The organism is Chitinophaga sp. (assembly GCF_036566945.1).
Taxonomy (GTDB): domain Bacteria; phylum Bacteroidota; class Bacteroidia; order Chitinophagales; family Chitinophagaceae; genus Chitinophaga.
Map to the genome: position 1 here is coordinate 1 of NZ_DATCVJ010000312.1, position 13572 is coordinate 13572.

Here is a 13572-nt window from a genome sequence, read left to right on the forward strand (position 1 = left end):
CTTACTTACTATGGGCGTAATACAATGGTACTGCCGGACCTGTTAAGTGATAACGGTTTTGTGAGCAGTGTAAACCAGAAACGTTACCTGAGCTACGATCAATATATTGTTACCACTACCGATGGCGTGGCCAGTGATTTATGGAAACAATTGTACCGGGTAGTGGTAAATGCCAACCTGCTGATCAGCAAAGCAGAAGCGAATGACTATCCGGAGGCGGACAAAGCAGAGGCGCAGTTTATTATTGGCGAAGCCTACGCATTGCGCGCCCTGGCTTATTTTGACCTGATGCGCTTTTACGCCATGCCCTACAATTACACGGCAGATGGCTCGCACCTGGGTGTACCGGTAGTGATCAAAAGTGGTGTCGACAATACACAGATCATCTCCCCCAAACGTAATACCGCGAAGGAAGTATATACCCAGATCATCGCTGATTTCAATAAGTCCATGACGCTGATGACGAAATCGCCGATAGGTTTTAAATCTTCTATGCGTGGCAGAATGAGCTACTATGGTGCGGAAGCACTGCTATCACGAGTGCAGCTGTATAAGGGCGATTGGGTGGCGGCCGACTCGCTTGCTACTGATGTAATCACCAAAGGTGGCTACGCCTTGTTGTCGCGTGCTTCGTTGATAGAAGAATCCAAAAAACAGAACAGTACGGAAGCTATCTTCGAAATCCAATACAATATCCTGGACAACCTGGGCAGCGATGCCTTGGTGAACTTCTACTGGCAATCCGGTAGCTATGGTGATGGATTAGCTACAGAAGACTTGTATAAAACCTACACCGCTTCAGATGTGAGACGCGGATTCGTCCCCAAAGGCTCCCGCAAAAACGGAGAGAATCCTGCTTACCTGATTACCAAATACACGAATACCACCAGCTATGAAGAACCGGTGAGGGTGATCCGTTTGGCAGAAGTATACCTCACCCGCGCCGAAGCCCGTGCGCAGCAAGGTTTGGATGCACTGGCTGCTGCCGATATAGATGTTATTGCCGGTCGTGCAGATGCCGCAGCTACCGCCGTTACCGCTACCGGTGACGCGTTGAAAACGATTGTGCTCAACGAGCGCCGTAAAGAACTGGCTTTCGAAGGTCATCGCTTATTTGACCTGACCCGCAATAGGCTAAGCTTCACCAAGTACCTGTCTGGCCGAACGATGGCGATCGATAAAACAGATAAGAGAACCATCCTGCCTATTCCGCAATCAGAAATGAATGCGAATGGTAATATGGAACAAAATGACGCTTATAAAATACAGTAAACAATCAAAAAACAACTGGGAAAGGGCTGTCCGCTTGCTGCGGGCGGCCCTTTCCTTTTAGGGTAAACAGGGGAGGATGACTAAAAGCTAATAAGGAATAACTACTTTTGCGGGATTAAATATTTTTGATGAAGTCTTTCTTAGGTCTGTTTGATTTTTCGCAGCAACCCGATTATAAAGTAGAAGTGTTGGCCGGGTTAACGGTAGCGATGACTATGATACCGGAGTCCTTGTCCTTCGCTATTCTCGCGGGATTTCCGCCGTTGGTAGGTTTGTATGCAGCCTTTATCATGGGCCTGATAACAGCAATATTTGGTGGTCGTCCGGGGATGGTATCCGGTGGCGCCGGCGCTACGGCGGTGGTATTGATAGCATTGATGCAGTCGCATGGACTGGAGTATGTATTTGCCGCGGTATTGCTGGCGGGTATGTTCCAGGTGTTGGTAGGATTATTTAAACTGGGAAAATTTATCCGGCTGGTGCCACAACCGGTGATGTATGGATTTGTGAATGGACTGGCAGTGATTATTTTTATGTCGCAGTTCCGGCAGTTTAAAACAATGGCCGGCGGAGAATTGGTGTGGCTGACCGGAAATCCGCTGTGGATCATGATTTCATTGGTAGCACTGACCATTGCTATTGTCATCTTCTTCCCCAAAATAACAAAAAAAATACCTGCCTCACTGGTGGCTATCATGGTTGTTTTCGCCATTGTAATGGCACTGGGTATTGATACACGTACGGTAAAAGATATTGCTTCTGTAAGCGGCGGCTTTCCGCCTTTTCACCTGCCACAGGTGCCTTTTTCATTCAGCACGCTGCAAATTATTTTTCCATATGCCTTGATCATGGCAGGAGTGGGGCTCACCGAGAGTTTACTTACGCTGAACCTGGTCGATGAAATGACCGGCACCAAAGGAAATGGCAACCGGGAAGCCATGGCGCAGGGGAGTGCCAATATGCTTAATGGTGTTTTTTTCGGCATGGGTGGCTGCGCTATGATTGCACAAACGTTTGTGAATCTTTCAGCAGGGGCTAAATTACGCTTGTCTGGTATCGTGGCGGCACTGACTATTCTGGCTGTGGTGCTTTTTGGTGCACCGGTGATAGAACGTTTACCGATGGCGGCTTTGGTGGGTGTGATGTTCATGGTGGCCATCTCTACTTTTGAATGGGCCAGTTTTAGGATCATCAACAAAATGCCGAAGGCAGATATTTTTGTGGGGATATTAGTGGCGGTAATTACTGTTTGGTTGCATAACCTGGCGCTGGCAGTGCTGATTGGCGTTATTATTTCAGCCCTGGTGTTTGCCTGGGAAAGTGCTAAACGTATCCGTGCCCGTAAATACACCGACGAAAACGGTGCAAAGCACTATGAGATATATGGTCCGTTATTTTTTGGGTCAGTGGCGGCTTTCAGCGAAAAATTTGACGTGGCCAATGATCCGGCAGAAGTGATCATCGACTTTAAAGAGAGTCGTATTGCGGATATGAGCGGGATCGATGCCTTGCATAAATTAACGGAGCGTTACAGGCAACTGGATAAAAAATTGCATCTGCGCCACCTGAGCGCCGACTGCCGGCAACTGCTGAAAGACGCTGCCGCCGTGATAGAAGTGAATATTGTGGAGGATCCGGAATACCTGGTAGTGGCTAAATAACTATCTGGTCTGATATTTATTTCTCTTCATTCCTTTTCAATATCCCGTTAATCATAGGCTTCAGGGTACTATATTCTTCCGGGGTAAACCCCATGCTGCAGCTGATTTTTTCCGGGATATCTGCTGCTTGTGTTTTGAGTTGCGCACCGGCTTCCGTTAAGTGTATATGTACGATGCGCTCATCTTCTTTGCTGCGCATACGTTTAATTAACTTTTTACTTTCCAGTCTTTTTAACAAAGGCGTTAATGTTCCGGAATCCAGCATCAACAATTTGCCCAGTGCCTTTACAGACAATACCTCATGCTCCCAGAGCGACAGCATCACGAGGTACTGCGGATAGGTGAGGTCTATTGCATTTAAAAAAGGCTGGTAATGTGAAGTTACCAGCCTTGATAATGCATATAACGAAAAGCAAAGCTGATTGGATAATTTTAGTTGTTTCAATTTGGATCTTTTGACAACACAAAATTAAGCTAATGTTTCGATTAATATTTTTGCAACTTCTGCGGAAGAAGCCGGGTTCTGGCCAGTGATCAGTAATCCGTCTTTTAAAGCATAAGGGTGCCAGTCGTTTCCTTTGCTGTAAATACCACCTAGTTTTTTCAGTTCATCCTCTAACAGGAATGGTACTACGTTGGTGAGTTGCACGGCTTCTTCTTCTGTATTACTAAACCCGGTCACTTCTTTACCTTTTACCAATGGCTCACCATTAGGCGCTTTTACTTTTACCAATGCAGCAGGTGCATGACAAACAAATGCCACTGGTTTATGCTGTTTGTAAAATGTTTCGATCAGCGCAATGGAGCTGGGATCGCCGGCTAAATCCCATAACGGGCCGTGACCACCGGGGTAAAATACAGCGTCATAATCATCTGCAGACACCTCGTTCAGTTTCACCGTATGTGCTAATTTTTGCTGCAGGGCTTCATCCCGTTTAAAGCGATTGGTATCTGCTGTCTGAAACTCCGCCAGCTCACTTTTCGGATCGATGGGCGGTTGTCCGCCTTTAGGCGAGGCGAGTGTAATTTCTGCGCCTGCATCTGCCAGCACATAATAGGGAGCGGCAAATTCTTCTACCCAGAACCCTGTTTTATGGCCGGTGTTGCCAAGCTCGCTGTGCGATGTCAATACAATTAATACTTGCATGAGAGAGAGGTTTAAATCAGTACTAACTCAACTTCAATATTGCCACGGGTAGCATTGGAGTAAGGACATATCTGGTGCGCTTTTTCGATCAGTTCCTGTCCTACCTGCGGGTCTACGCCGGGAATGGCTACCTGTAATTTTACCGCTAAACCGTAGCCACCGTTCTCATTCTTGCCTAAACTTACATTGGCAATGACAGTAGTCGTGCCGGTGGTTACTTTTTCTGTTCTGATCACCAGGTGGAGGGCGCTGTCGAAACAGGCCGCATAGCCTGCCGCAAAAAGCTGCTCAGGGTTGCTGTAGGCGCCGCCGCTGCCACCTAATTCCTTTGGCATTCTTACTTCGAGGTCTAATACGCCATCAGAAGATGTAATATGTCCGTTTCTACCGCCTGTTGCGGTCGCATGTGCCGTGTATAATTTTTCAATCGTAGCCATGATAAATTCATATTTATTGTGTAAAATTAAATTGTACACAATTTAATTCCAAATTTATTTTTCAGCACACTACTGCTAACAACAAAAAGACCACCGGTGTTTACCGTGAGCTTTAATTAATAGATATATAGTATTTTTTTATCAAGATAAAAAGCAGCGAACAATGTCCTGCACAGGAAGTAAAGCGGTTGTATCTTTAAGCATTATTAAATATCCCTATGACCAGATACCTGCTGTACTGTCTCCTGGCGCTGATGAGCTGCGCCGCCTGTAATAGCGGTAACGATGTTAAACAATCGCTTACCCACCAGTTACCATCTGAATATTTTACGGTAGATATCCGCGCCGACACCCTGCTGCAAACCGCTAAGGGCACACGCATTCATATTCCGGCAGGCGCGATCAGTAGTAAAAATGGGCACACCATAAAACTGGAAGTGAAAGAAGCCTATTCAATCGCCGATATCGTGAAAGCCGGACTCTTTACACAGAGCAATGGACAACCCCTGAGCAGCGGCGGTATGCTCTTCATTAACCCGGTAGGCGATCCCGGCGCCACTATCGTAAAGCCTATAGACGTGCAGATCCCGACGGATTTCATTACAAAGGGTATGGAGCTCTTTAAAGGTGAATGGGCGAAAGACAGCAGCATTAACTGGACCAACCCGACCCCATTGATAGCGGGTGAAGAGGAGCGGAGAGTGGATGCCGGAAACGTAATATTTCAGCAGAATTGTACCTCCTGTCATGCCATTGACAGAAAATTGGCTGGCCCTCCATTACTGCATACCACGGCAAGACATTCTTTTGAATGGCTGGAAGATTACATCGTTAATAGCGCGGCGGTATTAGCCAGTGGCGATTGTTATGCCAATCACCTGTTTGATAAGTATAATAAAACACCAATGACAAGCTTTCCTAATTTAAGAGGAGCAGACATGCACGACTTGCTTGCTTATATCGACAACGAAAGCAAACGAATAAATAAAACCGGCTATGACCTCACTAAACGAAGAGCAGATAGTTGTGCCGCCTATTTAAATACACTGAATGCCTTACATCGCAAAAGGCGACAATTGGTGGCTGAAAATGGAGCTCCGGTCAGGATTGATCCTGGCACAGGAAGGCCTCCGCAGATGATAGAAGTGCCGGATAACATGGTGGCAGCAACCAGCAGCAGTGCGTATTATAATTTCGAGATGGAAACCTTTGGCTGGTTTAACGTAGACATCCTGCTGAAAGGCATCCCCGGATATGAAAACAGCAATCTCCGCGTACGTATAACCGGCACCGTTAGCGAAAACACCCAGGTATTTATGATTATTCCCGACGATAAAATTTACCTGATAGGCGGTTTGCTCGCCGGTAGCAACGATGAATACGGGTTTTTTACAAAAGATGGGAACATCCCATTGCCGCAGAAAAAGAAAGCTTATATCATGGCCACCGGCGAAACAAATGGCGTATTACTCTTCGGTACCACCGTTTTTGAAACATCGCTGAAGCAGGAATTAACCATTACCCTGGCGCCATCTGATAAACCTGCCTTCAATAATTTTACCCGGCAACTGGAAGGGAACGGGTTTTCCATGAAAGTGGTGGACACCAGACATGCCACGGATATAAGAGCCACGGATGAATTAATCAAGGCAGCAGCACTACTGAAACCTGTGGGTTTGGATTGTGGTTGTGATAATAGTGATACTTCCACGATGTTGCCTCAGTCGCCAGCACCGGCTCCTGGTCGGTAATCAGGGTATGTTATGTTGCTACGATGTATTCTATTCAGGGAAACGTCGTAGCAACTAGCTTTTAACAGAGTACCCACTCTTACCGGCAATACCCTCTGCTAACGTTCTGCCTTATCTGTTAGCTACCCCCGCATTCCCATCTCCCTATAAATTTAATACCCACTCAAGGCAATACCCTCTGCTCACCTTCCTGCGCATCCGCTACCCGCCCGCATTCCCATCTCCCCATAAAATTAATACCCGCTCAAAACCACCCATATTTCCATCTCCCGGAAAAAAAATATGGCAGATAAATAAATATTTCTTTACTTTGCGTCAGATTGACGTAAAGAAATATTGAACCCTATCAGGTACTATGGAATGGTTAACCCCGCCGGAAATTCCAACTCCCCTGATGCAAACTACAACCACATGAACAGAAATAAACGCATCGCCATCGCACAGGAAACCCTGCACATCATGGAGAACGGCATTTATCGCAACAATAGAAATGAATCTGTAGATATCTCAGGAGCATTGCAACATGCCATTGCCAACTCCATCCATTATCGGCCCGAAGATTTTACCGCCGTATTCGCACAGAGAGATCAGCTGCTGGAAACGGCTCCTGCATTCAATACCAACATCACCGTTACCGGCGAAACCACCTTTGGAGCAGCACACCGCCTCATCGTAGAAGAAGGAATCAGGGATGTTTGCTGCCTCAACTTTGCCTCTGCAAAAAATCCAGGCGGAGGCTTTCTCGGTGGAGCACAGGCACAGGAAGAAGCCCTTTCGAGAGCCAGTGGATTATATGTCTGTCTGACATCCAAACAAGCGATGTATGATATCAATCGCGCTAATCATACCTGTTTGTATACAGATAATATGATCTATTCTCCGCTGGTACCCGTGTTTCGAAATGACCACGACGCCTTGCTGGATCAGCCTTACAACATCTCTGTGATCACTGCCCCGGCGGTAAATGCAGGCGCTGTCAGGAACAACGAACCTCAACGGCTACACGAAATTGCCGCAGTGATGCTCGGCAGAATAGAGAAATTACTTTCTGTGGCCGTAGTACAAAAACAAACCACGCTGATCCTCGGCGCCTGGGGCTGTGGCGTGTTTCGGAACAATGCCGCAGAAGTAGCCCATTGGTTTGCACATCACCTGCAACAGAATGAGATCTTTAAAAATGCCTTTTCCAACGTGGTATTCGCGGTGTATGAGTCTTCCGAAAAAGCACAAAACTTAACGGCTTTCAAAAATAAATTTCAATACAGTGAAGTATCATAACGACTGGCTGATCACGAAGTATGAAGCCAAAGAAAAAATAAAGTTCCTGTTCTTCTGGGGCCATCGCGCAGCAGCCGATGGAAGCGTTACCCAGAGCTGTTTTAGTCAGTGGTGGCCGGCTGTCTTTCAGGTAAACGGCCTCACTTACAAAACCGCTGAACACTGGATGATGGCCGGTAAAGCACAACTTTTCGGAGATCAGGATATTCTCGGAAAAGTACTGCTGGCCAACTCTCCGGATCAGGCAAAAAAATTAGGGCGGCAGGTGAAAAATTTTGACCCCGCTACCTGGGACAAACATAAATTTGACCTGGTGGTAACAGGTAACTATCATAAATTTTCACAGCACCCGGCATTGAAAACTTTTTTAATCAACACGCAGGATCGCGTACTGGTAGAAGCCAGTCCTATGGACCGTATCTGGGGAATAGGCATGGCTGCCACTAACGAACACGTGGAAAATCCCCTGCTATGGCGTGGACATAACCTGCTCGGTTATGCACTCATGACGGTAAGGGATCAACTTAAATAACATGAACATTAAAACAATCAGTAAATTTCTGAGCCTTATTCTCCGGCATAACCCGGAAAAAATACAACTAACCCTGGATGCCCACGGCTGGGCAGATGTAGCCACCTTGCTGAAACAAAGTGCTGCCCACGGACAACGCTTTACTTTTGCAGAACTGGAAACAGTGGTAGCAGAAAACGATAAGCAACGCTTTTCTTTTAATGAAGATAAAACACAGATCAGGGCTAATCAGGGCCATTCCCTGGAAGTATCGCTGGACCTGCCTTTGGCTACGCCACCGGAATTGCTGTACCATGGCACTGTGCCTAAATTCATGAAGGAAATCCGCGCCAACGGCTTGCAGAAAATGAACCGGCATCATGTGCACCTTTCAACGAACCTGGATACAGCTGAAAATGTAGGCAACAGGAGAGGAGTGGCTACCATCCTCACCATTCGCAGCGGACAAATGCACCGGGATGGTATTCCGTTCTACTTATCCGTTAACGGTGTTTGGCTCACCGACGAGGTACCCGCAAAATATATCCAATAAATCTTATCTTGTGTAGATTGTCGCGGCAATTGATTCAGAGACATGTTACTTTTGCCGCGATTTATTTATCACAAACCTATTTATGTCTAAGAAGCTGTATCAACACATTGATAAAACAATCCTGAAAGGATTGCCCAACCCTTCGAAGGAAAAATATGAAATGAAGATAAAGGTGCCGGAGTTTACTTTCCTCGGCGTACAGGAGCAACCGGATTTTGCTAAACTGTACATCACCTTTTATCCAAAAGGCAAAATCATAGAACTAAAATCGCTGAAGCTATACGTATATCATCTGCGTGATATCATTGTATCCTATGAGCGGCTCATCAATATTATCTATGATCATATGATGGAAGTGTATGAGGCAGATCGTTTGCGGATTACGCTGATCTGTAATCCCAGAGGCGGTATCAGCTCCAAACTGGTCATTGATTCCGACTGGAAAGACAGAGGCGGCGATGAGCGGTTTAAAGATTATCCGGAGCGTGATGATGAATGGGGAATACTGATGTAAGCTGTTTTACGTACTTTTAAATAAAAAATTATGTCGATAACTTCAGAAGCAGAACTGGATGGCATGAAACGGGTGAGTGAGGCTGTAGCGATCACGTTGAAAGAGATGAGACATTATGCCAAACCCGGTATGACAGCCAGAGAGGTGGATGAATTTGGTGGTGAGATCTTAAATAAATTAGGTGCTAAATCGGCACCTAAGCTAACTTACGGCTTTCCCGGCTGGACTTGTATCAGCGTGAATAATGAAGTGGCACATGGCATTCCTTCTGAAAAAAAGATTTTACAGGAAGGTGATCTCGTGAACATCGATGTATCTGCAGAACTGAGTGGCTACTGGTCAGACAACGGTGGTTCCTTTGTACTCGGTGAGGATATTCATCAGCACCAGGCCCTCGTGGATACTTCAAAAGCTATTCTCTATAAAGCTATTCAGTTTATTAAAGGCGGCACCCGTGTAGCTGATGTAGGTAAACTCATTGAAACAGAAGCCCGCAAATCAGGCTATACTGTTATCCGCAATCTCGCCGGACATGGGGTAGGCAGAAGTTTACACGAGGCCCCGGACGATATTCTCAATTGTTATGTACGTTTCAACAGAACCCGCTTTAAAAAGAATGCGGTAGTAGCGATAGAAACTTTTATATCTACTACCTCGTCCTTCGCCAACCAGTTGAATGATGGCTGGACACTCGTAGGCAATAAAGGCGGCTTTGTGGCCCAGCACGAACATACGATTGTAGTCACCGATCAGGCCCCCGTGATATTAACGGCTGCCAACGAAATATGGAACTAAGCCTATTTCAGTTGTAAGGTAACGGCACGGATATTCTTCCGGTCGTCCGTATAGGTAATATGCACCAAATCATCTGCGGTGGCGATGATAGCAGGATAGCTGTATTCGCCGCCTTTGTGCTTTTCCAGCACATATACGTCCAGCCATTTGGTCCCGTCTTTTGAAACAGCTACCCGCAGCTCATTACGTCCGTTAGACCAGCTCTTACCACTGGGCGCCGGATTGTATACCAGTACCTGTAGGCCATCGGGCCGGGTAACGGCATCAATACCGGAGTTGGGATTTAATAATGATAAACCGGTTACCGGTGTCCACGTACTGCCGTTATCGTTAGACCAGCTGCTGGCAATTACGTCCTGCCGGCTTCTGAAAAGTGCCTGTAATCTGCCATCAGCAAGGGTGATGATAGTCGGTTGTATAACGCCGAATGTATCGCAGGGAATGTTTATTTTTTGCCACTGATGCCCGGTGCTGTCACTGATTTCCATATGCGATACCCATACATTGCCGGTTACACTTTCCGTACTGGAGGGGTGCAACAAACGTCCGTCGGGCAACTGAATGCATTTGTTTTTAATAGGCCCCAGCATGCCGTCCGGCAGTTTTTCGGGAGATGACCAGCTCGCCCCGTTGTCACTGCTGTACCGGGCCATGCCCCACCACTCCCGTGGATTGGGACCTACTTTGTAGAACAGGCAAAGCAAACCAGCCCTGGTACGGAACAATACCGGATTCCAGCACGGATAGCGGAGCGTATCGTTGATAATGCCGTCCGCCAACTGCACCGGCGCCTGCCATTTGTTTTTTGTATAGAAAGAAGCCCATATGACCACATCTTTACTGCCTTCTTCCCGGCCGCCAAACCAGGCACTCATCAATCGGCCATCGCCCAGGTCTGTGATGGTAGAAGCATGACTGGAGCGCGTTACAGGCACCGGCATGATCAGCGTGTTACTCACCGGTGTAGCCCTGATCTGGGCCTGCAACGGTACATATACCACCATCATCCATAATAGAGAAATATAATATCGCATATACGAAAGGATATAAATGAAGCGCTTAAATTAAGGAATGCAAGGGGATTATCATAAAGATTGGTAAATTTGCCGCCTTATGTCATTATATACAACAAAGGGAACCGTTACCATCACTTGTAACAAGCGCCTGACACCTTTCCTGGAACAGGAAGTGAAAGATCTGGGATTTACTGTGGAAGAAACATTCGTTACCGGTGTACGGTTGAATGCCTCCCTCAATGAATGTATCCGCCTTAATTTGAACCTGCGCTGCGCCAGCCAGGTATTATACAGCCTGAAACAATTTGAGGCAGAAGATGCGGATGAAATATACAGTCACCTGCATACTTATCCCTGGGAAACAGTATTGCCGGAAAATGGCTATTTCTCTATTACCAGCAATGTGCAGAATGAGTCCATCAATAATGGCATGTTTGCCAACCTGCGTGTAAAAGATGCAGTGGTAGACCGTATGCGCGAGAAAACAGGCAAACGCCCTTCTACCGGCGCAGAACTGACCGGCGCCGTGATCCACCTGTTCTGGAAAAACGAAAATGCAGAAATATTTGTAGATACCACCGGCGATTCACTGGCCCGTCACGGCTATCGTAAAATACCCGGCCGCGCACCAATGCTGGAAGCACTTGCTGCCTCCACCATCCTGGCCAGCAAGTGGGATCGGAAATCACCTTTCATTAATCCCATGTGCGGTTCCGGTACCGTTGCCATTGAAGCAGCACTGATAGCTACTAACAGCCGTCCCGGACTTTTCCGCGACAACTATGCTTTCATGCACCTGCAAGGCTTCGATGAAGCCGTGTACCTTAACGAAAGAGGATTACTTGAAAAACAAATCCTGGAAGTACCCGAACTACGCATCATCGCTACCGATCTGAGTGAAATGGCCATCGTCAACGCACGCAAAAACGCGAAAGCCGCCGGCGTGGAAGATATGATCGAGTTCCAGGTATGCGACTTCGCCAGCACAGAAGTGCCGGAAGGCGCTGCCGGCGTAGTATACATGAACCCGGAATATGGCCTGCGCCTCGGAGAAATTGAAGACCTGGAAGAAACCTATGGCCGCATCGGCGATTTCATGAAACAGAAATGCGGCGGCTACCACGGTTACGTATTCACCGGTAACCTGGAACTGGCCAAGAAAATAGGACTGAAAGCCAAACGCAGAATAGAATTCTATAACAGTACCATCGACTGTCGCCTGCTGGAATACGAATTGTATGCCGGTACCCGCGATGTCAGAAAACTCGCAGCAGAATAAAGAAAAACGCTTCAGGCCCACTAAGCCTGAAGCGTTTTTCTTTATGGAAATACATTTATTGATTAGTATTCCTTACTATAGTCGTTCGGTTGCAGCAGCAGCAACGAATCCAGTTGATGCCCAAAATTTACGGACGTTTTGTCTTTTAAATATTCGTCGAAAAACTTCACTGTCAGCCCCCTGATCACTTGCTGCCTCTTTTTATGCTCATCGCCCAATGTAGGCTGCACCTGCTCTGCAATGGCAATCATAGAAGAAAAATCTTCATGCCGCGCATGCTTAAATTTCATGAAATACTTTGGCGTCGCCGCACTACGCTGCTGTATATCATAGATAGAATCTACTTTAGGCGGATGCGCACTACTCAGATAACAATAAGGAACTTTTAATTTTTCAGGAACTACCTGCGTGATACGTGTCATCTCGTTAAATACTTTATCCCATTCTGCATCTTCCCCATAGCGGTGTATCTCCGTACCATCAAATGACAACAGGCACTTGAAATCACCGGACTGCATTGCTGCTTTGGTAATGGCGCTGCCACCCATGCTCCAGCTCAGCAATCCTATATGCGAAGTATCTGCCAGCGGTGCCTGCGACAGCTGCTGCCGGGTAAACAAAATATCTTTCACCTGTTCCTCCAGGTCCACAGCGGCACTCATATAGCCTGGATAAAGCCCCACAGAACTGATGGCCGCCACCACGTAACCCTGCTGCACCAGCTGATGAAACAAAAGAATGTTTTCCCAGCTGCTGCCATTCATGCCGGCAGCATAAATAATCACCGGATATTTTCGTGTATCCTTAGCCGGTAGTGGTGCTGCGTATACCTCAGTATTAAAACGGAATATACGCCCGGCGCTGTCCAGCTTGAATTCCTGCGTAATCGCGTCGGCAATTTGCTGGCTTTCCAGATGACAGCTATCCTTTGGTAAACTATAATCCAGTCGCAATGCGCCCATATCCAGGATGTCACCATAACTGAGCGGAGCAACACCGGATATCTGGGTAGCCGGATAAAACAAGTCAATTTTTACAGGCCGGAATTTTTGATCAAAATGGCGGGTACTATCATACGCCTTGATGGTGTAAAGCCCCGTGTAGTATGTTTTTGGCGGAACGGGTTTGCAGGAAAAGAAAAATAGTACTGCTACAGGAAGTAGGTAGTGCTTCATATGGTAGTAAATTATTTAAGGGGAAGCTAGTACTAAATTTTAGGCAAACAGGGATACGGTTAGTACTTTAACTTTTCATTGATGGGATTACTTATCATGATGTACCAGCATAAAAAAAGCGCTGCCATGAAGGAGCAGCGCCGGTAAACAAAAAATGCTGTTTTATATTACTTCGCTCACATT

At 46.7% G+C, this 13572-nt stretch carries 14 protein-coding genes; 9 read left to right on the forward strand and 5 right to left on the reverse strand.

The annotated features are described in order from the left end of the window. On the forward strand, positions 1–1272 hold a 1272-nt coding region (locus tag VIP81_RS09125; RefSeq protein WP_331958782.1), incomplete at its 5' end, for a RagB/SusD family nutrient uptake outer membrane protein. A 128-nt stretch (positions 1273–1400) separates the two neighbouring features. Beyond that, positions 1401–2933, forward strand: coding sequence for a SulP family inorganic anion transporter (locus VIP81_RS09130; RefSeq protein WP_331958785.1), 1533 nt, complete (start codon positions 1401–1403; stop codon positions 2931–2933). 16 nt (positions 2934–2949) lie between these two features. Here VIP81_RS09130 and VIP81_RS09135 read toward each other — a convergent pair whose 3' ends face one another. From VIP81_RS09135 to VIP81_RS09145, 3 genes are read right to left on the reverse strand one after another with little or no spacing between them, the layout of a single operon-like run. Next, entirely contained in the window at positions 2950–3378 is a 429-nt protein-coding gene (locus VIP81_RS09135; RefSeq protein WP_331958788.1) for a MarR family transcriptional regulator, read from the reverse strand. A 24-nt stretch (positions 3379–3402) separates the two neighbouring features. Continuing rightward, complete coding sequence (locus tag VIP81_RS09140) at positions 3403–4080, reverse strand: type 1 glutamine amidotransferase domain-containing protein (protein WP_331958791.1); 678 nt, start codon at positions 4078–4080, stop codon at positions 3403–3405. Positions 4081–4091: 11 nt separating this feature from the next. Next, positions 4092–4517: an organic hydroperoxide resistance protein gene (locus VIP81_RS09145; RefSeq protein WP_331958794.1), complete on the reverse strand. Its 426-nt coding sequence runs from the start codon at positions 4515–4517 to the stop codon at positions 4092–4094. A 218-nt stretch (positions 4518–4735) separates the two neighbouring features. Between VIP81_RS09145 and VIP81_RS09150 the strand changes: the two genes are divergently transcribed. The 6 genes from VIP81_RS09150 to map all read left to right on the forward strand — a co-directional run bounded on the left by VIP81_RS09150 (position 4736) and on the right by map (position 9919). After that, on the forward strand, positions 4736–6268 hold the full coding sequence (locus VIP81_RS09150; protein ID WP_331958797.1) for a cytochrome c: 1533 nt from the start codon (positions 4736–4738) through the stop codon (positions 6266–6268). A 411-nt stretch (positions 6269–6679) separates the two neighbouring features. Next, positions 6680–7546 (forward strand): TIGR02452 family protein, encoded by an 867-nt coding sequence (locus VIP81_RS09155; RefSeq protein WP_331958800.1) that lies wholly within the window; start codon positions 6680–6682, stop codon positions 7544–7546. Then, positions 7533–8078, forward strand: a complete 546-nt coding sequence (locus VIP81_RS09160) for an NADAR family protein (protein ID WP_331958803.1) — start codon at positions 7533–7535, stop codon at positions 8076–8078. Before VIP81_RS09155 ends, VIP81_RS09160 begins: the two co-directional genes overlap by 14 nt. A gap of 1 nt (position 8079) precedes the next feature. Then, positions 8080–8610 carry an RNA 2'-phosphotransferase gene (locus tag VIP81_RS09165; protein WP_331958806.1) on the forward strand — a complete coding sequence of 177 codons (531 nt, stop codon included), beginning with the start codon at positions 8080–8082 and terminating at the stop codon, positions 8608–8610. An 82-nt stretch (positions 8611–8692) separates the two neighbouring features. Further along, the gene (locus VIP81_RS09170; protein ID WP_331958809.1) at positions 8693–9124 is read left to right on the forward strand and encodes a 7-cyano-7-deazaguanine reductase; all 432 of its coding nucleotides are present in this window, start codon (positions 8693–8695) and stop codon (positions 9122–9124) included. A gap of 30 nt (positions 9125–9154) precedes the next feature. Next, positions 9155–9919 carry a type I methionyl aminopeptidase gene (map, locus tag VIP81_RS09175; protein ID WP_331958812.1) on the forward strand — a complete coding sequence of 255 codons (765 nt, stop codon included), beginning with the start codon at positions 9155–9157 and terminating at the stop codon, positions 9917–9919. A 2-nt stretch (positions 9920–9921) separates the two neighbouring features. Here map and VIP81_RS09180 read toward each other — a convergent pair whose 3' ends face one another. After that, on the reverse strand, positions 9922–10953 hold the full coding sequence (locus VIP81_RS09180; protein WP_331958815.1) for a sialidase family protein: 1032 nt from the start codon (positions 10951–10953) through the stop codon (positions 9922–9924). Between the two features lie 79 nt (positions 10954–11032). Between VIP81_RS09180 and VIP81_RS09185 the strand changes: the two genes are divergently transcribed. Continuing rightward, on the forward strand, positions 11033–12214 hold the full coding sequence (locus tag VIP81_RS09185) for a THUMP domain-containing class I SAM-dependent RNA methyltransferase (RefSeq protein WP_331958818.1): 1182 nt from the start codon (positions 11033–11035) through the stop codon (positions 12212–12214). Positions 12215–12276: 62 nt separating this feature from the next. Here the strand turns inward: VIP81_RS09185 and VIP81_RS09190 are convergent, their stop codons facing one another. Next, positions 12277–13389: a hypothetical protein gene (locus tag VIP81_RS09190; RefSeq protein WP_331958821.1), complete on the reverse strand. Its 1113-nt coding sequence runs from the start codon at positions 13387–13389 to the stop codon at positions 12277–12279. Between the last annotated feature and the right edge of the window lie 183 nt (positions 13390–13572).

Coding starts and splice junctions, on each gene's coding strand:
- VIP81_RS09150 (WP_331958797.1), top strand. CDS start 4,736: ATGACCAGATACCTGCTGTACTGTCTCCTGGCGCTGATGAGCTGCGCC.
- VIP81_RS09165 (WP_331958806.1), top strand. CDS start 8,080: ATGAACATTAAAACAATCAGTAAATTTCTGAGCCTTATTCTCCGGCAT.
- VIP81_RS09130 (WP_331958785.1), top strand. CDS start 1,401: ATGAAGTCTTTCTTAGGTCTGTTTGATTTTTCGCAGCAACCCGATTAT.
- VIP81_RS09145 (WP_331958794.1), bottom strand. CDS start 4,517: ATGGCTACGATTGAAAAATTATACACGGCACATGCGACCGCAACAGGC.
- VIP81_RS09140 (WP_331958791.1), bottom strand. CDS start 4,080: ATGCAAGTATTAATTGTATTGACATCGCACAGCGAGCTTGGCAACACC.
- VIP81_RS09190 (WP_331958821.1), bottom strand. CDS start 13,389: ATGAAGCACTACCTACTTCCTGTAGCAGTACTATTTTTCTTTTCCTGC.
- VIP81_RS09155 (WP_331958800.1), top strand. CDS start 6,680: ATGAACAGAAATAAACGCATCGCCATCGCACAGGAAACCCTGCACATC.
- VIP81_RS09185 (WP_331958818.1), top strand. CDS start 11,033: ATGTCATTATATACAACAAAGGGAACCGTTACCATCACTTGTAACAAG.
- VIP81_RS09170 (WP_331958809.1), top strand. CDS start 8,693: ATGTCTAAGAAGCTGTATCAACACATTGATAAAACAATCCTGAAAGGA.
- map (WP_331958812.1), top strand. CDS start 9,155: ATGTCGATAACTTCAGAAGCAGAACTGGATGGCATGAAACGGGTGAGT.
- VIP81_RS09180 (WP_331958815.1), bottom strand. CDS start 10,953: ATGCGATATTATATTTCTCTATTATGGATGATGGTGGTATATGTACCG.